The following is a 19,373-nucleotide window of genomic DNA, read 5'->3' as shown; positions in this document are numbered from 1 at the left end:
CGGATCGGCCCGAGGGACACATAATTCCTGTCGGGCGTTCCCGGGCCGCGACTCCGCGGGCGACCTACGGCGCGTCGCCGCCCGTCCCCGGGCGGACGCGGTCGCCGTCCGACGCGTGGACCGCGTCGAGGACCTCCTGAACGCGCGTCGCCTCGGCGAACGAGACGAGGTCGCCGCCGTCGCCGTCGACGGCGCCCGCGAACTCCGTCAGGAGCGCGCGCACGGTGTCGCCCCGTTCGTCGACGAGCGTCTCCTCGCCCTCGCGCCCGCGGTCTCGGACGAGCCGATACCACTCCGTCAGCGACAGCGACGCCCCGTCGCCGACGACCGTGACGCTGTTCTCCTCCTCGCCGTCGTGGTCGCAGAGGAGGTCGATCGTCCCCCGAACGCCGTCGGCCCGGAAGGTCCCGACCACGTCGTCCTCGTAGGCGTCCGGGCCCGAGTAGCCCACGTCGGCTGAGACGGTCTCGATCGGGCCGAACAGCTCCTGGACGCCGAACAGGAAGTGGGTCCCGACCTCGCGCAGCGGGCCGCCCTGCTCGCGCGACTCCAGCCAGGCGACGTCCTGCCACTCGCGGGGCCACCGCGGGAACCGGAACCGGAGTTCGACGCGGCGGGGGTCGCCGACCTCGCCCGCGGCGACCGCCTCCCGCAGGCGGACGAAGCCGGGCGTGTAGCGGAACGGGAGGTTCACGGCCGTGACGCGGTCGGTCTCCGCGGCGAGCGAGACGAGTTCGCGCCCCGTCTCCGCGTCGGCCGCGATGGGCTTCTCGCAGATCACGTGCCTACCGGCCGCGAGCGCGTCGGCGACCACCTCGCGGTGCGCGAGCGGCGGCACGCCGACGTACACCGCGTCGAGGCCGTCGGTCTCGACGAGCGCGGCGTGGTCGGCCGTCGTCGCGGTGCGGTCGGTGCCGTGGTCGGCCGCGAGCGACGCCGCGCGGTCGGGGTCGAGGTCGCAGGCGGCCGCCAGTTCGTACCGGTCGTGGTCGTCTATCGCGGCCGCGAGGCGGTTCCCGATCACGCCGCAGCCGACGATCCCGATCTGTATCACGGGCGTCGAAAACGGGCGGGCGCGCTTGTAGCTTCGGGAGTCGGACGGGACGCGGCGGCGGATCCGAACCGGGCCGACCTTCAGGCGTCGTCCAGCGGTCTCGCGACCATCTCCCCCCACGGCTCGAAGCCGCGGCGGTCGTAGAACCCCTTCGCGCGCGCGTTCGCGGGGTCGACGTCGAGGACCAGCCGGTCGAGCGGGAGGTCCTGATCGGCGGCGACCGCGAGCGCGGCGTCCAGCAGGTCGTCGGCGACGCCGGTCCCGCGGTGCTCGGGGGCGACGAACAGCTCGTTCAGCACCGCGGCGTCCCAGACCATCGACAGTCGCTCGGGGAGCACGAAGGCGTAGCCGACGAGGGCGGCGTCGCCCGCCGTCCCGCTCTCGCCCTCCCCCTCGACCGCGACGGTCACGCACCGGTCGTCGTCCGCGACGCAGCGGTCGACCCAGTCGAGCCAGCGCTCGCGGTAGGCGTCCGTGAGTTTCCCCTCGTAGGCGGCCGCCTTCCCGTCGCCGCCGGTGTTCTCGCCCAGGCCGCGCTCGAAGGCGGCCTTCAGTTCGTACAGGCCGTCGGCGTCGCGCTCGTGGTCGTAGGGTCGGATCTCGGTGGTCACGCGTCGTCCCCCTCCAGCACGAACTCCGCGAGCGTCGGGACGAACGTGCCGATGTCGGTGACCATCCCGATCGCCTGCGCCGAGCCGCGGTCGAGCAGTTGGGTGACGGTGGCGGGGTCGATGTCGACGCAGACGGTCTTCGTCGTCGAGGGGAGGCAGTTGCCGACCGCGACGGAGTGGAGCAGCGTGGCGAGCATGATCACGAGGTCGGCCTCGTGGGCCTGCTCGCGGATCGCGTCCTGCGCCTCGACCGCGTCGGTGATTGTATCTGGGAGCGGGCCGTCGTCGCGGACCGACCCCGCGAGGACGGTGTCGACGTCGTTCTCGACGCACTCGTACATCACCCCCTCCGTGACGATTCCCTCCGCCACGGCGGCCTCGATGCCGCCCACCCGGATTATCTCGGAGATGGTCCAGATGTGGTGTTTGTGGCCCTTCCGCGGGTGTTCGAGCGTCTCGACGTTCATCCCGAGCGAGGTGCCGTAGATGGACCGCTCCAGGTCGTGGGTGGCGAACCCGTTGCCGGCCGAGAGCGCGTCCACGTAGCCCGCGGCGACGAGGTCGGCGAGCGCGTCGCCCGCGCCGGAGTGGATCACGGCCGGCCCCGCGACGACCATCACGTCGCCGCCCTCGTCTTTCACCGCGCGCAGCTCCTCGGCGACCTCGCGGATCGTCGACTCCGAGGGGCGCTCCGCGGAGACGCCGCCCTGCATGAACCCGAACGCGCCGCCGCCGCTCCGCGGGCGCTCGGGCGGGTTCACGCGAATTCCGGACTGGTCGGTCGCGACGAGGTCCCCCTCCTCGACGGCGTTGAGGGTCTTGGTGTAGGCGCGCGGGGAGCCGTCCGTCCCTCCCGGGGCGTTCGCTCGGTTCCCCTCGCCGGCGTCCGCTGCCGGCTCGGGTTCCACGACCAGCGCGCAGTCCATCTCGATCCGCTCGACGTCGATCCACTCGCCGTCGTACAGCACCTCCGTCGGGTGGTTCGTCGTCGAGTAGAAGTTCGGCGGGACGACCCTGTCCGCGGGCGCCGCGACGAGCTCCACCTCGGAGGGGTCTTCGAGCACCGCGCCGTTCTGGTGGAGCTCGTGGAGGATGTCCCGCAGCGTCTCGGGGTCGTCCGCGGAGACTGTCAGCCGGCAGTGCGACTCCTCGGTCTCGTGTTTCCCGACGTCGAACCGCTCGACGTCGAAGGATCCGCCGAGGTCCATCACCGCGCCGAAGCAGCGCTGCATCGTCCCGCTGTCGATGATGTGACCTTCGAGTTCGACGGTCCGCGAGTGGGTCATACGGTGGCGTCGCGCCCGGCGGGGAAACCGGTTTCCCTCGTTCTGTTGGCACCGGTTCACGGACTGGGCGCCGAACAAATATCGGAAATACTACAGATCAGGCGGAAAGGGTTGCTGGACACGGAGGCTAAAGTCAGCACAGCAGGTAGGCTACTTCCAGCTCCCCGTTATCAAATCACCCGCTCGGGATGTCCATGCCCCGAATATTGTGGGAGGAAACCGGGATAAGATATTTTTCTCAGTATGTCACATGTTTTGAATATGCCCTCCCGCCGGAAATTCCTCTCAGGAGTGGCCGCCGTGGGTGCTGTCGGAGTGGCAGGCTGCGTCGGTTCAGCCGAGACGACGACGGGACCAGTTCTCGTGAAATCAATCAATGTAGAGGCGGGCGCTTCTGCTGAGGGTACGACCAGAATTGACTTACTCACCGTGCTGTTCGAACCCTCGGAAAATAGCCTTCACGGGCAGTATGACCCTGAATACGCGGGTTCTGCGTTTGATGACCGATCCGTTACGGTCTCCGACCGTCTCGGTGAAGAACTGAAAGATCGGTTCGGAGACGTTCGGTATCTTGTTAGCGTAAATCCGACTGTGGGAGACGAGAGCCCAGTCAATGTGGCGGCCACACGGACCGACTTCAACGAACTTACCCTCGGCGGTCGTGCGACGGTCAGTACGAGGTCGGGGGAGGATGAGTTCCGCTATCTACAAGTCCACGATACTGAATCACGGAATCAAACGGTATCCGACGGCGATATCAGAACCTTCGACCTTGAGTCGGCAGTCGGTTCTAACTAATTAGTGGTTCGTCTGTTTCGACTACTCGTCGTCCTTCGTTGGCTTTCGATAAAGCGTGCTGACTCTACGCCCGCTGTTCAGCACCACGTCTCCGAGCATCAGTGGTCGATCGGTTCACCGACACCCCACGACTGCGAGGCGAAGCAGCCGGCGACGCCCGCGCTCAGATCAAGCCGAGCGCGGTGAGGATCTGGTTGCCGAAGATCATCGCGATCAGGCCGCCGAGCATGACGAGCCCGGACGAGACCGTGATCGTCCGCACCGCGGCGTGCCGGTCGCTGATCGGGACCCGGCTGATCACGGCCTCGGCGACCATCCGGAGGATGCGACCGCCGTCGAGCGGGAACGCGGGCAGGCAGTTGAAAAGCGCCAGCTGGATGTTGATCCACCCCGACCAGAAGAGGAGGTTCGCGAGCAGGAAGGTCCCGCCGCCGAGCGCCGCGAGCGGCCCCTCGACGACGAAGAAGTTGGTCAGGTCGCCGGTGAACCCCGCGAAGTTGAACGGGAGCCCGAAGAGGCTGCCGAGCGGGAGGATGAGCGCGACGAACACGAGGCCGAGCGGGGACTGGGTGACCCCGCCGAGCGGGACCCCGTCGGCGGCCTCGCCGCCGTCGCCGCCGAGCAGTTCGAGGTAGGCGCCGGCGGGGTACTCGGTGACGCCCACGTCGTCGAGCGCGAGCCCGCTCGTCCCGGGGAAGACGCTGACGCCGATGAAGCCGCCGTCGCGGCTCGGATGGGGGTCGAGCTCCACGTCGTACGTCGCCTGCTCGCCGTCCGCGTCGTAGACGGTGACCGGGACGGTCTCGCCCGGGTCGCGCTCGCCGAGGACGGCCGAGAGCGCCCCGTTGTCGACGACGCGCTCGCCGTCCACCGAGACGATCGTCAGCGGCTCGCCGAGCGCCGCGCCCGCGTCGTGGATCGGGCCGTCCTCCTGGACGCCGACGACGTACGCGCCGATCGGCACGTCGGGGACGGTGACGGCCCCCTCGCCGTCCGCGGTCTCGACGCCGGAGGCGTTCTCGGCGCCCGGCGCGTCGCGGACCTGGTCGAGGACGCTCGCGTTGCCGGTCACGGTGAGCGTCGCACGCTCGTCGCCGCCGACCGCGTCGTAGAACGCCGACTCGGTCGCGACGGACTCGCCGTTGACGGCTGCGATCGTGACGGGCGATCCCTCGATCATGACGCCCAATGGGTTGCCGCCGGCGGAGCCGACCACCTGTAGCTCGCGGTCGACTGTCACTGTCTCGCGGGCGTCGCCGTCGTCGACGGTGAGCGCGACGGACTCGCCGGCGTCGGCGATCGCGGCCTCGAACTCGGCGCTCGTCTCGACCGGCGCGCCCGCCACCTCGACGATCCGGTCGCCCTGCGAGAGGTCGGCGGCGGCCGCCGGCGAGCCGGGGTTCACCTCGCCGACCGCGTAGCCGGGCGCGGGCGAGATGGCGCCGACGACGGGCCCGAACAGGAGCGCGAAGACGACGATCGTCAGGACCGTGTTCGCGGTGACGCCGGCCGCGAACATCCGGGCGCGGGCGCCGCGGGAGGCCTCCTGCGTCGCCTCCTCGTCCGGCTCGACGAACGCGCCGACCGGGAGCAGCGCGAAGAAGACCAGTCCCATCGACTCGATGTCGATGTCCTCGACCCGGCAGAGGAGCCCGTGCGCGCCCTCGTGGACGACCATCGCGCCGGCGAGCCCGGCGACGATCTCGGGCGCGACGGAGAGGGGGAGGAAGTCGTTGACCCCGGGGATGATGAGGAAGTTCTGCGGCTGCTGGATCGCCGAGGGCTGCGCGTTGGTGAACGCCGACCGAGCCGACGAGAGGATGAGCGCGAACGACGCCACCATCGCCACCAGGGCGCCCCCGAGCCCGAGGTTGGCGACCGCGCGCCAGAACCGCTTCGGCGCGGCCAGTCGGCCGAGGAAGGCGCGCCCGCGGAGCGTCCGGAGGGTCAACACCGGACCGGAGACCCTGAACGCGTCCGGGAGGACACCCTCGTTCCGCAGCCACATCGCGACCGCGGAGTAGGCGAGGACCCCGGTGAGCACCCAGAACAGCGTGTTCATTACGACCCGGTACGGTTCGCCCGTTCGTAAGGGGTTCGGTTCCAGGAACCCCCGGCGGCGAGGACTGATACGCCTCCCGCTCGTGTGTCGCGGTATGACCGACGCAGACCGAACGCGCGCCGAGACCGAACCGGACGCCCCCGTCGAAGCCGAGCGGTCGCTCGTGCCGCTGATGGGCGCGACGTACGTCGTCGCCGGGATCGCGCACTTCCTGATCCCGGAGCGCTTCGCCGAGGCGGTCCCGCCGTCGTTCCCGCGGCCGGTCGGGCTGGTCTACCTCTCCGGGGTCGCCGAGATACTCCTCGGGATCGGCGTCGCGATCCCGCGGACGCGACGCGTCTCGGCGTGGGGGATCGTCGCCCTCCTCGTCGCGGTGTTCCCCGCGAACGTCCACCTCGCCCGGAGCGAGACGCTGAACGACCTCGTCCCGGAGCCGCTCGTCGCGCCGGCCCGGCTCGCGGCGTTGGTCCGGCTGCCGTTTCAGGGCGTGCTGATCGGGTGGGCGCTGCGCTACGCGCGCGCCGACGAGGCCGAGTTGACGGCGGCGGAGGCGTGAGGCGCGCGCGAGAGGCGCCGCCGCGAACTCAACACCCAAGTACCCCCCGGTCCAACCGTGGTCCATGATCGCGCTCATCGACTTCGTCTCGCGGCTGGTCGGCGACGTCGGCCGGTTCGTCGACATCTTCCTGAACGACCTGATCCTCGGCGCGGGCGACCCGTTGTCAGCGCTCCTCGTCCTCGTCGGACAGGTGCTGATCGTCGCCTCCGTCGGCGCGCTCGGATACGCGGCGGCCGGCGCGCTGCTCGGCGAGATCGGCGTCGACCTGCCCTCGCTCGGCGGTCGCGGCCGCTCGGAATAGAAACGAACACACGGTCGGCCCGGCCGGGAATCCGTCAGTCGTCGTCGCCCGGCGCCGACCGAGTCGCGGCGGCGTCCGCCGGAGTCCCGGTCGCGATCCCGCCCTCCCCCGCGCCGTCCGGCACCTCGAACTCGTTCAGCCGCGCGAGCAGCTCGTCGGACTGCTCCGAGAGCGTGTGGACCCGCTCCGTCACCTCCGAAACGGTCGCGGTCTGCTCCTCGGCCGCGGCAGCGACAGTCTCGGCCTCGGTCGCGGTCTGCCGGCTCACGGACGCGACCCCGTCGACCATATCGACGACCTCCTGGGTCGTGCGCGCCTGGTCGTCGGTCGCGTCGCTGATCTCCTGGACCGTCTCGTCGACGGTCGTCACGTCCTCGACGACCCCCTCGAACTCCCGCAGCGTCGACTCGATGGTCTCGACGCCCTCGGCGACCTGCGCCTCCATCGCCTCGGCGTCGGCCGCGGTCTCGGCGGACGCCTCCTGGACCGCCTCGATGCGCCCGGAGATCTCCGCGGCGGACTCCCGGGTCTCCTCGGCGAGCGACTTCACCTCGTCGGCGACGACCGCGAACCCGTCGCCGGAGCCGTCGGCGCGGGCCGCCTCGATCGAGGCGTTCAGCGCGAGCAGGTTGGTTTCCTCCGCGATCTCGTCAATCACGGCCGCGATCTCGTCGATCTCACCGACCCGCTCCGCGAGGTCGGTGACGGCGGCCGCGGTCTCGCCGATCCGGCTCTCCAGGGTCTCGAGCTCGGCGATCGCCTCGGCCGCCTCCTCGCGCCCGGAGCGACCGCGGTCGGCCGCGTCGCGGGCCGTCTCGGCGGCGTCGTCAGCCGAGGCGGCGATCTCCTCGACGGTCGCCGACAGCGTGTTCATCTCGCCCGCGATCGCCTCCAGCTCGTCGGTCTGTTCGGCCGCGCCGTCGGAGATCTCTCCGACCGATCCGGCGACGTCGCCGCTCGCGTCTTCGACCTCGTCCATGCTCGCGCGCACGTCGTCCGCGGTGCCGGCCACGTCCGCGGTGAACGCGCCCACGTCGCCGACCGTCTCGCCGAGCGTCGCGACGAGCCGGTTGTAGTTGTCGACGAGCTCCGCGTACCGGTCCTCGTCGGTCGCCAGCGCGTCCTCGTCGATGGTCGCCGTCAGGTCGCCGTTCTGCGCGCGCTCGGCGGCGTCGGCGAAGGCGTCGACGAGCGCCTCCAGCTCGGTCGTGTAGGCGGCGAGGTTCTCGGCCATCTCGTCGAGCGAGTCGCCGAACGACCCGGGCACGTCCTCGTCGAGCGCCGGGTCGTCGAACTCCTGCGCGGCGAGCGCCTCGGCCTGCGCCGAGACGGTCGCGAGGTAGCCGTGGACCTCGCCGAACGCGGCCACGAGGCTCCCGACCTCGTCGGGCTGGCTCGGGTCGAGGGCGTCCGCGCCGTCCCGGTCGACGCGCTCGACCTCGCCCGCGGCGATCGCCTCGGCCTGACGCTCTAAGCCCCGAATCGGAGCGACGAGGTCCCGGCGGACGATGAGCAGCGTGTTGTAGATGGCGACGACGGACCCGAGGAACAGCGCTCCGGAGACGACGTACGCGACGGTGCCGGAGAGGACGAACTGCGCGAGAAAGATACCGACGGTGACGAGGAACTGGATGCCGACGGCCGCGACCATCTTGCGCTCTATCGATTCCGAGACGCCGAGCCCGTCCATCGTCCGCCAGAGGAGGGCGTCGTACCGCCCGCGTATCCCGGGGCGGCGCTGCCGTGTCGTGGACATGTCCGGACCTCGACGGGACCGGGTTATCAACCTCCCGCCGGCGTTATCACGTTCGATTCTCGATTATCACGGGCCGAGAATCCGCGGACCGGGCGGGCGCCGGTCGAACGGCGGACGGTCGAACGGCGAGCGGGCGCGCCGTCGCGGGGCCTCGGAACAGCCCGTCGCGAGGTCTCAAAAGAGGCCGTCGACCGCCTCGGCCGCGAGGTCGACGGCGGCCTCCAGGTCGGGGCCGAGCGGCGACCCGACGACGAGGCCGTCGGCGTGCTCGGCGACCGCGGCGGCGCGCTCGCGGACGGTCGCGGGCGTGCCCGCCATACAGAACGCGTCGACCATCTCGGGCGTCACGCGCTCGAAGGCGGCCGAGAACTCGCCGGCTGAGACGCGCTCGCCGATCTCGCTCGCCGCGTCCGGGTCGATCCCGTGGCGCTTCAGGACGGGCGGCGCCGCGCCCGCGGCGATGAACGCGACCGGGGGGCGGGCGGCCTCGCGGGCGGCCGCCTCCTCGTCGGCGACCGACACCGCTGCGTACGCGATCAGGTCGAACTCGCCGCGGTGGTCCGGCCTGTCGTCGAGGCCGTCGTCGACCTGGTCGCGAGCCCACGCAAGGTCCTTCGGGTGCGACCCGTTGTACAGCAGTCCGTCGGCGTGTTTCGCGGCCATCCTGCACATGTGCGGCCCCTCGCCGCCGACGTGGACGGGGATGTCAGCGCCCTGCGGCGGCTCGTAGTTGAGGCCCGCGTCCGCGGCGTCGAAGGCGCCCTCGTGGTCGACGCGCTCGCCGGCCCACAGCTTCTGGGCGGTCTTGAACGCCTCCAGGACGGGCCGGAGTCCCCGCTCGTCTTCGAGACCGAGGTTCGAGAGCGTCGAGGGGTCGCCCGGCCCGAGGCCGAAGACGGCGCGGCCCGCGGCGACCTCGTCGAGGGTGGCGACCTTCGAGGCGAGCGTCACAGGGTGGGTCTCGTAGGGGTTGGCGACGCCGGGGCCGAGCCGGACGGACTCGGTGGCGGCCGCGAGCCGCGAGAGGAACGCCCACGGGTCGCGGTTGTTGTAGTGACACGTCGAGTAGACGGCGTCGTAGCCGGCCTCCTCGGCGCGGACGCCGAGGTCGACGAGGCGGGACATCTCGTGTTCGGGGGTGAGTTCGATGCCGAGCATGGTTACTCCTGAAACGTCCACTCCCGCAGGGCCTGGCGGACGAAGTCGCCCTCGACCTCGCGGAAGTGATTGTCCGAGCCGTCGTGGTCGCCGAACTCCCAGTCGCGGACGACGACCACGGGGGTCCCGCCCGCGCCTTCGCCGGCGACGAGGTTGGCGGCCGCGGCGAGCTCGTCGACCACGTTCTGGACGGTGACGCCCATCTCGCGGCCGTCGCGGTCGCACTCGCCGCGCCAGTCGCGGCTGGCGGGCATCCCGGCCCACCCAATCGCGACCCCGCGCTGCCCGTGGCGGAACGGGCGCCCGCAGGTGTCGCTGACGACGACGCGGTCGGCCGCGAGCCTCCGGCGGATCCGCGCCGCGCTCTCGGAGGGGCGCTCCGGGAGAAGCAGCAGGTCGCCGTCGGGGACGTTCGACCGGTCGATGCCGGCGTTGACGCCGACGTGGCCGAAGCGCGTCGCGGTGAGGAGGAACGGCGCCTCCATCACGAGCTCCGTCGACTCCTCGATGACGGCCTGCGCGAACCGCGGGTCCTTCTCCTCGCCGGTGATCTCGGCGAGCCTGTCGGCCACCTCCCTCGCGCGCGGGCTCGCCGGGAAGTCGTCGAGCTCGAAGACGCGGCCCTCCGCCTTGGAGACGACCGTGCTGGCGACGACGACCACGTCGTCCTCGCGGAGGTCGACGCGCTCGCCGACCATGGCCGCCAGGTCGTCCCCCTCCCGGATCTCCGGGAGGTCCGGAACCGCGAACAGCTCCATGTGATCACCTTCGCGGCGACGTGGAAAAACCCCGCCGGTACCGGGCCGGTTTGACGGTATCCGCGGCGTGGTGTGTGAGGATCCCCGGTCACCAATGTCGACGTTCAGACAGAGAAGCAGGCGCTAATGACACGGTACCGCACGTAACGTGGTTTTGTTAAACGTATATTAGGTGATGACAGCGATAACGAGTCATTCAGCCGAACGGTTTTGTACCGTGACTGACGACCCTCGGCCGCGATGTGCGAATCAGCGACTGAAGCCGATCCGGCACCGATCGGTACGCGAACGCGTGTCCCGGCCGATAGCGACGACGACGACCCGTTCGTGACGCGGACCCGCGCCCCGTGAGAGGCGGCGGGCCACGGTCTCGCTGACTTTTCGCCGCAGCCGTTCGCACCCGTCCGCACCTGTCCACACTCGTCCGCCCCCGTCCGCACGGCTTATACGCGACTCCGCCGAACCCGGGGTGTGGACCTCCACGTCCGGTACGAGGGCGACGACGACCCCGACAAGTGTACGGCCCGGAAGCTCTCGCGGTTCGACCTCGCCGAGCTCCACCGTTCGGACCGGGCCACGCCGTACGGGGTCGTGCTCAACCCCCACGCGGAGCGCGCGCTCTCGCCCGCGGACGCCGAGCGGGCCGCAGAGAGCGCGCTCGTCGCGCTCGACTGCTCGTGGGAGTCGGCCGGCGAGAAGATGTTCACCCTCCCCGGCGAGCACCGCGCGCTCCCGTACCTCGTCGCCGCGAACCCCGTGAACTTCGGGCGGCCGATGCGGCTCACGACGGTCGAGGCGTTCGCGGCCGCGCTCGCGATCCTCGGCGAGCGCGACCACGCGGAGCGCGTCCTCGCGAAGTTCACCTGGGGCGAGACGTTCCTCGAACTCAACGCCGAGCCGCTCCGGCGGTACGCCGACTGCGAGGACTCGGCCGCGGTCGTCGCGGTCCAGCAGGAGTACCTCGACCGGGGGTAGCGACCGCTCGCCTCGGAGCCGGCGGTTCCGATACCGGCACCGAACGGGGTCGCGACAAGCCTTTTGCGTGATTCGACCGTACCGATGAGCGATGGTTTCCACGGGCGACGACGCACCGACGTTCACCGCGACGGTCGGCACGAGCGACCACGAGCCGTTCGACCTCGACGAGCGGATCGGCGACGGGCCGGTCGTGCTCGCGTTCTTCCCCGGCGCGTTCACGCCGCCGTGTACGAACGAGATGATCGCGTTCCAGGAGCGCGCCGACGCCTTCGACGACGCGGGCGCGACCCTGTTCGGGATCAGCGCCGACTCGCCGTTCTCGCAGGGCGCGTTCCGCGAGGAGCACGGGATCGAGTTCGACCTCGTGAGCGACATGGCCGGCGACGCGATCCGAGCGTACGGGCTGGAGATCGACATCGAGGAGCTGGGTCTCCACGGTATCGCCAACCGCGCGGTGTTCGTGATCGACGACGAGGGGCAGATCGTCTACGACTGGGTCGCCGACGACCCGACGAACGAGCCCGACTACGAGGCGGTCCTCGACGCCGTCGAGAGCGGTTAATAAACGCTCCGTCGCGGAGCAGTCGATTCCGCTACCGTTCCCGCCTTCTATTTATCCGATGTCGAGGCACCCGCAGTGGTGCGTCCTTTTGAATCCACAGCCGCTTATTTTTAAATAGCCACTGCTGAACCGACGGGGAACATCCCCTAAGCCCCAGCCGCGAGGACGTCCCACACCGCAACCGCACCTCACGCCTCCCCAGCCTCGTCGGTCACCGTCGCTTCGCTCGGCGACCGACTCCAGCGAGAATCGGAGATTCTCTGGCAGCCGGCGCTACGCGCTGGCGACCTCGCGCACGCTCCTCGCGCCCTATCGGGCGCTCGGAGGCGCGCGCCGATGAGGTAACTTCCCTTTCCGATCCCATCAAAGCCGAACGGTTTCGAAGAACGCCGATCAGTCGCCGACCACGCCGCCGATGGCGCCCGCGAGCGCCGAGTCGACGGCGAACAGGAACGTGAGGAACAGGCCGACGACCAGCACGCCGGCGCCACCGAGCAGGCTTCCGACCGGGCCGCCCACGAGGCCGACGAGGCCGCCGAACAGGGCGAGCAGCAGCGTGACCGCGACCCCGCTCACCGACCCCGCCAGCAGCCCGTGCCAGAAGCCGGAGAGCAGGCCGCCGCCGGCCAAGTACCCCGCGACGAAGCCGCCGACGAGGCCGGCGGCCGCGTGTCCCACCACGGGGGCGAACGTCGCGAGCAGCCCGGCGATCAGCATCACGACGAACCCGTAGCCCACGGCGCGCCAGTCGGTCATGCGACGGCGTAGCCTACCCGCAGGTAAATACTTCCTCGTCAAATTGCTACTTCCACACGTTTATTTAATAACTCTTGGTAACGGAGTCGGTTAGAATGCTAGCTGGATTAATAACCCTGTGAGCGGTAGCGGTCGGTAATGAGCGACTCGCGCGAAGCGGACGGTCCCGACGACGAGCCGGCCGACCGCCCCGCCGGTGCGGCGACGGACGAGCCCGACGAGGCGCGGCTCCGGCTCACGGTGCCGGACATGGACTGCTCGTCGTGCGCGGGGAAGGTCGAGGGCGCGCTCGACCGCGAGGGCGTGCTCTCGGTCGACACCCGTCCGACCACGGGCGTCGTCGTCCTCGCGTACGACCCCGACCTGACGGACGTCGAGGCGCTGACGGCCGCGGTCGAGGGCGCCGGCTACGCCGTCGCGGACGCGGAGTCGGACGGCGTCGCCGACGACCTGTTCACGAGCCCCCGAGCGATCACGACCGCGGTCGGCGGAGCGTTCCTCGCGGTCGGCCTCGTCTTGGAGTGGCTGCTCACCGGGCTCGACCCGACGTTCGCGACGGTCGGCGGCGTGGGGTTCCTCGGGCCGTGGGCGGTCACCGGCGCGTCCGTCGCGTACCTGCTGGCGGTCGCGGTCGCCGGCCCGCCGATCCTGCGGAACGGATTCTACTCGCTGCGCGGCCTGAGCCTCGACATCGACCTCCTGATGAGCGTCGGGGTCGTCGCCGCGCTGCTCGTCGACCTCCCGTTCGAGGCGGCGACGCTCGCGGTGCTGTTCTCGGTCGCCGAGCTGCTCGAACGCTACTCGATCGACCGGGCGCGCACCTCCCTCCGCGAGCTGATGGAGCTGTCGCCGGACGAGGCGGTCGTGATCCGCGACGGCGACGAGGAGACGGTCCCCGCCGAGCGCGTCGCGACGGGCGAGCGGCTCGCGGTGCGGCCGGGCGAGCGCGTCCCGCTCGACGGCGTCGTCCGCGAGGGCTCCGGCGCGGTCGACGAGTCGCCGATCACCGGCGAGTCCGTGCCCGCGGAGAAGGCGCCCGGCGACGAGGTGTACGCCGGCTCGATCAACGAGGCCGGCTACCTCGAGGTCGAGGCGACGGCGCCCGCGAGCGAGTCGACCATCGCGCGGGTCGTCGAGCTCGTGGAGGCCGCCAACGGCGAGGAGACGCGCGCCGAGCGGTTCGTCGACCGCTTCGCGGCCGTCTACACCCCGATCGTCGTGGTCGGCGCGGTCGCGACCGCGGCGCTCGGCCCGGTCCTATTCGGCGGCGGCGCGGAGACGTGGTTCGTCCGCGGGCTCACCCTGCTCGTGGTCGCGTGCCCGTGCGCGTTCGTCATCTCGACGCCCGTCAGCGTCGTCTCCGGCGTGACCGCGGCCGCGCGCAACGGCGTCCTGATCAAGGGCGGCGAGCACCTGGAGGCCGCCGGCGACGTGGACGCCGTCGCGCTCGACAAGACCGGGACGCTCACGCGCGGGGAGCTGTCGGTGACCGACGTGGTGCCCCTCGGCGACCGCGGGGCCGACGACGTGCTGGCGTGCGCGACCGCCGTCGAGCGCCGGAGCGAACACCCGGTCGCGGCGGCGATCGTCGCGCGCGGCGAGGAGGCGGGCGCCGCGCCCGACGGCGAGGACGCGACCGCGGTCACCGGCTTCGAGGCGCTGACCGGCGAGGGCGTGCGCGCCGACCTCGACGGCGAGACCCACTACGCCGGCAAGCCCTCCCTGTTCGAGGAGCTCGGCTTCGACCTGAGCCACGCGCACGTCCGGCCCGACGGCGGAGTCGTCCGCGGACGCGACGCGGACGGCGACGCCCCCGACGGCGCGAGCGCGAGCGTCACCGAGCCCGAGTCCTGCGACCACGGCCAGTACCTCGACCTGGCGAGCGAGACGATCCCCCGGCTCCAGGCGGAGGGGAAGACCGTCGTCCTCGTCGGGACGGAGACGGAGCTGGAGGGGGTCATCGCGGTCGCCGACACCGTCCGCCCGGAGGCGGCGTGGGTCGTCGACCGGCTCCACGAGCTCGGGGTCGACCGCGTCGCGATGCTCACCGGCGACAACGACCGGACCGCGCGTGCCATCGGCGAGCGCGTCGGCGTCGACGAGGTCCGCGCGGAGCTGCTCCCGGACGAGAAGGTCGACGCGGTCCGCGAGCTCGCGGCCGATGCGGAGGGCGGCGCCGCGATGGTCGGCGACGGGATCAACGACGCGCCGGCGCTGGCGGCCGCGGACGTGGGGATCGCGATGGGCGCCGCCGGCACCGACACCGCCATCGAGACCGCCGACGTGGCGCTGATGGCCGACGACCTGACGCGGCTGCCGTACGTCGTCGACCTCTCCTCGCGCGCGAGCTCGACGATCCGGACGAACATCGGCGCCTCCCTCGTCGTGAAGGCGCTCCTGGCGGCCGGCGCCCCGCTGGGCTACGTGAGCGTCGCGATGGCGGTGGTCGTCGGCGACATGGGGATGAGCCTCGGCGTCACCGGCAACGCGCTCCGCCTCGGCAACGTCGAGCCCGCGGAGCCGCCGGCGGCGGACGCGCCCGCCGACGAGTCCGGCGCGTAGCGGAGCGCGCGCCGCCGGTCGGCGGGAGCCGGCGAGATCGGCCTCACGATTTTTATCGGCTCGACGGCAATTCGAGCGCATGCCCTCCGAGAGCGGACCCGCGACCGCGGCCGACGCGGTCGACGCCGTCGAGCCCTCCGAGTCCGTCGGGGACGCCGAGCGCGACGAGGCCGCCGGCCGCGACGACTCGGCCGCGACCGACGGCGCCGACGCGACCGGGGGTCTCGGGCGCGAGGCGATCGAGTGGGGACCGGTCCGGTACGACCGGCTGAGGTCGCTCGCGGCCGGCGCAACGGGCGGGATCGCCGGCGCCGTCCTCGTCGGGATCGGGGCCGTCGTCGCCGCCGTGCTCACCGGGATCGGCGAGTTCGCGCTGCCGAGCGTCGGCCTCGCCGAGGCCGCCGTCGGCGTCGGGTTCCTGTTCGCGCTCGTGGTCGCCACCGTCCCCTCGCTGTACGTCTGGTACCGCGAGACCGCGGTCAGCGAGCTGACCGTCTCCCGGCTGCGCGAGGCCGCGGGCGCGCTGCGGCCCGGCTGGACGCTCGCCGGGCTCGGCGCGGTCGCCGCGGCGGCGGTGGCGCTCCCGTCTGACCTCCTTCCGGCCTTCTGGCCGCTGTTCTGGCTCGTCTGGTTCGTGCCGGCCGTCGTCCAGTCGTCGGGCAAGACCGTCCGACTCGACCCGGCGGCGGCGACGGTCGAGCGGACGTACCCCAGCTACGACCGGACCCGGAGCGACGACCTCGGCTCGGTCGTGCGGACGCGGCGGGTCGACCTCCGGTCGACGACGCTGTTCCTGCTCGCGTACCGCGGGAACGCGTGGTTCCGGTCGACGCCGTGGCTGTTCGTCCCGACCCACCGCGCCGACGAGGTCGAGGCGGCGCTCGACGCGGTGCTGGCGGAGAGCGACGGCCCGGACCGCGCGAGCGTCCCGGAGCGGCTCACCCTCGCGGTCCTGGGATCGTTCTCGCTCGTCGTCGGGCTCCTGATGGCCGTCGCGGCCGGCGAGGGCGCGGGCGGCGTGGCGCTGGCGCTGCTCACGGCCCCGTTCTCCCTGCTGTTTCTCGCGCTGGCCGCGCGCCTGTGAGACGCTCCCGACACCGGACGTGACACCCCCTACCACGCGACTCATATACTCACGGACCGTAGCACGGACATGGACAGACAGCGTCTGGAACGCGCGCTCGAAGACGAGTTCGGGGGGACCGAGGCGGAGCGGCGCGCCGTCTCGCGGGCGGCCCGCGACCTCGTCGACTCCGGGCGGCCCTCCGAGGACCGCGGTCACGGGCTGACCGTGCCGGGGGTGGTCGGGCACATGGAGGACGCCCCGGACGGCTCCTCGCTCGTCGAGCGCTGGAACTGGTGGATGGGCGCGCTCGACGCCGCATACGGCGGCTACGACTACTTCACGGTGCGGTTCGTCGAGGACGACGAGGCGACCGGCCTCCGTCGGTAGGGGGAGGCGGACCCCGGAGCCGCCGTGCCCGAATCGCCCGCTAGCAGTTCGGAGCTGTCCACTTTCACTTTCACTCCGGGGATGGCTCGGTTATAGGGTCGTTCCGGCCCGAGGGTGAGGTATGAGCGCAGTAACCGCCGACCGACCGCGGTACGCGACGCCGACGCGCGTGGACGTCACCGACTGTCGAACCGACCGGCTCCCGGACCGCGTCCGGGCGAACCGCGTCGACGGCAGCGAGGTCCACCTCGAACGCCGGGGCGGGCGGACGTTCCTCGTCACGCGGCCGACCGAGTGACAGTCGCTTTCGGGCGGCAGTGAAGAAGAACTCAGCGCCCGCTCCCGTCAGTCGTCGGCGGGGAGTTCCGTGCGAGTCAGTTCGCCGTCCCCGAGCCGGCCGTCGAGACCGACGCCGAGCGTCTCGTTCGTCCGCGCGACCGACTCGGCCGCGTCGACGTCGGTCGCGAGCGCGCGGACCGCGTCCACGTTCTCGGGGACCACGTCGGCCTCCTGGTGGACGTTCTGGAACAGGTAGAGGTCCCGGCCGGTGACGCTTATCGACTCCTCCCAGACGCAGTTCTCCCAGAGGTCGCCGCGGGGCCGGCCCGCGTCGGCGGCGTAGTCCTTCAGCGCTCCGGCCCCGTCGATGCCGGCGGCCTCGGGGATGAGGAAGATCCGGCTCTCGCCGGCGAGCAGGTCGCGGACGGCCGCCGGGTCCGGCTCGGTCGCCAGCGTGACGTTGACGCTGTGGGTGTGCATCGCGGTGACCGGCGCCTTCAGCGCCGCGGTGTCGACGGCCACGTCGGGGAGGATCTCGTTCACGTCGGGGCCGTGGTGGGAGGGGACCGTCGCCGGGTCGGGGACGATGTCGTTTATCGGGCCGCGGTCGGTCTCGTTCGGGTCGCCGCCGCGGCGCACGAGCGTGACGCGCGCCTTCTCGACGCCGAAGGTCTCGTCGAGCGGCGCGAGCAGCCGCGAGAGCGCGGTCGTGTTACAGGAGACGACACGGACGGAGTCGGCGCCGCGGGCGGCCTCGAAGCGGCCGCGGGCGTTGAACGAGGCGTCGGCGACGGCCGCGTCCTCGCCGCCCTGAAAGATCGCCGGCGTGTCGTGAGCCTCGTAGACCGGCGCGTTGCGCTCGCCGACGCCGGAGGGGGCGCAGTCGACGATCACGTCGACGGCGTCGAGCAGGTCGCCGAGGGTCCCCGCCAGGTCGACGCCGGCGGCCGCGAACCGGTCGGTGCGGTCCTCGACCGCCGCGTAGAGGTCGTATCCGCGGCGGGACGCGGTCTCGACGCCGTAGTCCGGCGACGCCTTGGTCACGCCGATCAGCTCCATGTCGGCCTGGGCCGCGACGGCGTCCGCGACCCGCTTGCCGATCGTGCCGTAGCCGTTGACGCCCACGCGTATCATGTGCGTCCCTCGCTCGGGGACCGATATAATCTTTTCGAGGTTCGCAAATTGAAATTAACTACCCCACGAGTAATCGATCGGTTAATTCGACGCCGATCGGCACCGGACGTAAATAATTCAATTACGGAATAGAGTAAAATCGCCGATGACAAGGCCTAACGCCCGGGCGGACGGAGACGCGGGCATGGCTGCCGACCTCTCCGACGCCGCGGCGACCGCGGTCGAACAGTGTCTGAACGTCGCCTCCGACGAGTCCGTCGTCGTCGTCACCGACGACGAGCGCGAGCCGATCGGCGAGGCGCTCTACGCGGCCGCGAGCGCCGTCACCGACGACGCGACGGTCCTCCGGTACCCGCCCGCGGACCAGCACGGGACGGAGCCGCCGGCGCCGGTCGCGGCCGCGATGCGGGAGGCCGACGTCTTCCTCGCACCGACGACAAAGAGCCTGAGTCACACCCGCGCCCGCGGCGCCGCCTGCGACGCCGGCGCGCGCGGCGCGACGCTCCCGGGGATCACCGAAGACGTGTTCACGACTGGGCTCAACGCCGACTACGCCGCCATCGACGCCGCCTGCGACGACGTGCTCGACCAGGTGGCCGACGCCGACGAGGTCCGCGTCACCGCGCCCGCCGGCACGGACATCACGTTCGGGATCGGCGGCCGCGAGTGGCTCGCCGACACGGGCATGGTCCGCGAGCCGGGCGACTTCTCGAACCTCCCCGCCGGCGAGGTGTTCGTCGCGCCCGAGACAGCGACCGGCACGTTCGTCGTCGACGGGACGATGATGCCCCACGGCCTGCTCGACGAGGGGCAGACGCTCGCGTTCGAGGTCGAGGACGGGTTCGTCACCGACATCGACGACGACGCGATCCGCGCCGACGTGGAGTCGGCGGCCGAGGACGTCGGCGACGCGGCGTACAACCTCGCGGAGCTGGGGATCGGCACGAACGGCGGCGTCGAGGCGCTCGTCGGCTCGGTCCTCTTAGACGAGAAGGCGGGCGGCACCGTCCACATCGCGATCGGTGACAATGCCGGGATCGGCGGCGAGATCGACGCGCCGCTCCACCTCGACGGGATCATCCGGGACCCGACCGTCTACGCCGACGGCGAGCCGATCGACCTGCCGAGCACGTAAAACGGCCTCAGGCGGGAATCTAACTAGTTGGTTATAAATAACCGAGGCGGTGGCGCGTGCCGACGAGCGCCCGCAGGGCGCGAGTCGCACGCGCGAGGGAGTTCGGTGGTTCGGAGCGAAGCGGAGAACCGCCGACGAGGCTGGGGAGGCGTGAGGTGCGGGGCTGTGTGG

The 19,373-nt window shown here is 71.4% G+C and carries 19 protein-coding genes; 10 read left to right on the top strand and 9 right to left on the bottom strand.

What is annotated here, in order from left to right; genetic code table 11:
* Positions 1–64 precede the first annotated feature (64 nt).
* The 3 genes from EXE48_RS16670 to EXE48_RS16660 form a co-directional block, all read right to left on the bottom strand.
* The gene (locus EXE48_RS16670; RefSeq protein WP_137712068.1) at positions 65–1,054 is read right to left on the bottom strand and encodes a Gfo/Idh/MocA family protein; all 990 of its coding nucleotides are present in this window, start codon (positions 1,052–1,054) and stop codon (positions 65–67) included.
* A gap of 80 nt (positions 1,055–1,134) precedes the next feature.
* Positions 1,135–1,665 carry a GNAT family N-acetyltransferase gene (locus EXE48_RS16665; RefSeq protein ID WP_137712067.1) on the bottom strand — a complete coding sequence of 177 codons (531 nt, stop codon included), beginning with the start codon at positions 1,663–1,665 and terminating at the stop codon, positions 1,135–1,137.
* Positions 1,662–2,951, bottom strand: coding sequence for an ornithine cyclodeaminase family domain (locus tag EXE48_RS16660; protein WP_137712066.1), 1,290 nt, complete (start codon positions 2,949–2,951; stop codon positions 1,662–1,664). The genes EXE48_RS16665 and EXE48_RS16660 overlap by 4 nt, the downstream gene beginning before the upstream one ends.
* Before the next feature lie 261 nt (positions 2,952–3,212).
* Between EXE48_RS16660 and EXE48_RS18520 the strand changes: the two genes are divergently transcribed.
* Entirely contained in the window at positions 3,213–3,749 is a 537-nt protein-coding gene (locus tag EXE48_RS18520) for a twin-arginine translocation signal domain-containing protein (protein WP_158295142.1), read from the top strand.
* A 163-nt stretch (positions 3,750–3,912) separates the two neighbouring features.
* Here the strand turns inward: EXE48_RS18520 and EXE48_RS16645 are convergent, their stop codons facing one another.
* Positions 3,913–5,811 carry a site-2 protease family protein gene (locus EXE48_RS16645; RefSeq protein WP_137704410.1) on the bottom strand — a complete coding sequence of 633 codons (1,899 nt, stop codon included), beginning with the start codon at positions 5,809–5,811 and terminating at the stop codon, positions 3,913–3,915.
* A gap of 94 nt (positions 5,812–5,905) precedes the next feature.
* On the opposite strand from EXE48_RS16645, the gene EXE48_RS16640 reads away from it, so the two are divergent.
* Together EXE48_RS16640 and EXE48_RS16635 are read left to right on the top strand one after the other, a co-directional pair.
* A complete protein-coding gene (locus EXE48_RS16640) occupies positions 5,906–6,367 on the top strand; it encodes a DoxX family protein (RefSeq protein WP_137712065.1) in 462 nt (153 codons plus the stop codon).
* A gap of 64 nt (positions 6,368–6,431) precedes the next feature.
* Positions 6,432–6,671 carry a DUF8024 family protein gene (locus tag EXE48_RS16635; RefSeq protein ID WP_053772676.1) on the top strand — a complete coding sequence of 80 codons (240 nt, stop codon included), beginning with the start codon at positions 6,432–6,434 and terminating at the stop codon, positions 6,669–6,671.
* Between the two features lie 34 nt (positions 6,672–6,705).
* Here EXE48_RS16635 and EXE48_RS16630 read toward each other — a convergent pair whose 3' ends face one another.
* The 3 genes from EXE48_RS16630 to EXE48_RS16620 all read right to left on the bottom strand — a co-directional run bounded on the left by EXE48_RS16630 (position 6,706) and on the right by EXE48_RS16620 (position 10,343).
* Positions 6,706–8,361 carry a methyl-accepting chemotaxis protein gene (locus EXE48_RS16630; protein WP_137704538.1) on the bottom strand — a complete coding sequence of 552 codons (1,656 nt, stop codon included), beginning with the start codon at positions 8,359–8,361 and terminating at the stop codon, positions 6,706–6,708.
* 240 nt (positions 8,362–8,601) lie between these two features.
* Positions 8,602–9,585 (bottom strand): 5,10-methylenetetrahydromethanopterin reductase, encoded by a 984-nt coding sequence (locus EXE48_RS16625; RefSeq protein WP_053772677.1) that lies wholly within the window; start codon positions 9,583–9,585, stop codon positions 8,602–8,604.
* A gap of 2 nt (positions 9,586–9,587) precedes the next feature.
* On the bottom strand, positions 9,588–10,343 hold the full coding sequence (locus EXE48_RS16620; protein WP_053772678.1) for a coenzyme F420-0:L-glutamate ligase: 756 nt from the start codon (positions 10,341–10,343) through the stop codon (positions 9,588–9,590).
* Positions 10,344–10,814: 471 nt separating this feature from the next.
* Here EXE48_RS16620 and EXE48_RS16615 point away from each other — a divergent pair, with 471 nt between their 5' ends.
* Entirely contained in the window at positions 10,815–11,318 is a 504-nt protein-coding gene (locus EXE48_RS16615) for a DUF367 family protein (RefSeq protein ID WP_053772679.1), read from the top strand.
* A gap of 91 nt (positions 11,319–11,409) precedes the next feature.
* Positions 11,410–11,883, top strand: a complete 474-nt coding sequence (locus EXE48_RS16610; RefSeq protein ID WP_053772680.1) for a redoxin domain-containing protein — start codon at positions 11,410–11,412, stop codon at positions 11,881–11,883.
* Positions 11,884–12,276: 393 nt separating this feature from the next.
* Here EXE48_RS16610 and EXE48_RS16605 read toward each other — a convergent pair whose 3' ends face one another.
* Positions 12,277–12,639 carry a DUF5518 domain-containing protein gene (locus EXE48_RS16605; protein WP_053772681.1) on the bottom strand — a complete coding sequence of 121 codons (363 nt, stop codon included), beginning with the start codon at positions 12,637–12,639 and terminating at the stop codon, positions 12,277–12,279.
* A 138-nt stretch (positions 12,640–12,777) separates the two neighbouring features.
* On the opposite strand from EXE48_RS16605, the gene EXE48_RS16600 reads away from it, so the two are divergent.
* The 4 genes from EXE48_RS16600 (at position 12,778) to EXE48_RS18865 (ending at position 16,952) form a co-directional block, all read left to right on the top strand.
* Positions 12,778–15,201, top strand: coding sequence for a heavy metal translocating P-type ATPase (locus EXE48_RS16600; protein ID WP_137712064.1), 2,424 nt, complete (start codon positions 12,778–12,780; stop codon positions 15,199–15,201).
* A gap of 79 nt (positions 15,202–15,280) precedes the next feature.
* Positions 15,281–16,285: a hypothetical protein gene (locus EXE48_RS16595; RefSeq protein WP_137704413.1), complete on the top strand. Its 1,005-nt coding sequence runs from the start codon at positions 15,281–15,283 to the stop codon at positions 16,283–16,285.
* Between the two features lie 69 nt (positions 16,286–16,354).
* On the top strand, positions 16,355–16,654 hold the full coding sequence (locus tag EXE48_RS16590; RefSeq protein WP_053772684.1) for a WNWW family protein: 300 nt from the start codon (positions 16,355–16,357) through the stop codon (positions 16,652–16,654).
* Between the two features lie 121 nt (positions 16,655–16,775).
* Positions 16,776–16,952 carry a hypothetical protein gene (locus EXE48_RS18865; RefSeq protein WP_006112147.1) on the top strand — a complete coding sequence of 59 codons (177 nt, stop codon included), beginning with the start codon at positions 16,776–16,778 and terminating at the stop codon, positions 16,950–16,952.
* A 47-nt stretch (positions 16,953–16,999) separates the two neighbouring features.
* Here EXE48_RS18865 and EXE48_RS16585 read toward each other — a convergent pair whose 3' ends face one another.
* Positions 17,000–18,067: a type II glyceraldehyde-3-phosphate dehydrogenase gene (locus EXE48_RS16585; protein ID WP_137712063.1), complete on the bottom strand. Its 1,068-nt coding sequence runs from the start codon at positions 18,065–18,067 to the stop codon at positions 17,000–17,002.
* A gap of 184 nt (positions 18,068–18,251) precedes the next feature.
* Here EXE48_RS16585 and EXE48_RS16580 point away from each other — a divergent pair, with 184 nt between their 5' ends.
* Entirely contained in the window at positions 18,252–19,202 is a 951-nt protein-coding gene (locus EXE48_RS16580; protein ID WP_137704539.1) for an aminopeptidase, read from the top strand.
* The last annotated feature ends 171 nt before the right edge of the window (positions 19,203–19,373 follow it).

Origin of the sequence: Halorubrum sp. ASP1 (assembly GCF_005435135.1) — an archaeon.
Classification (GTDB): Archaea; Halobacteriota; Halobacteria; order Halobacteriales; family Haloferacaceae; genus Halorubrum; species Halorubrum tropicale.
The sequence above is the reverse complement of the archived record's forward strand: the minus strand, read 5'-3'. Positions and strand labels throughout refer to the sequence as shown.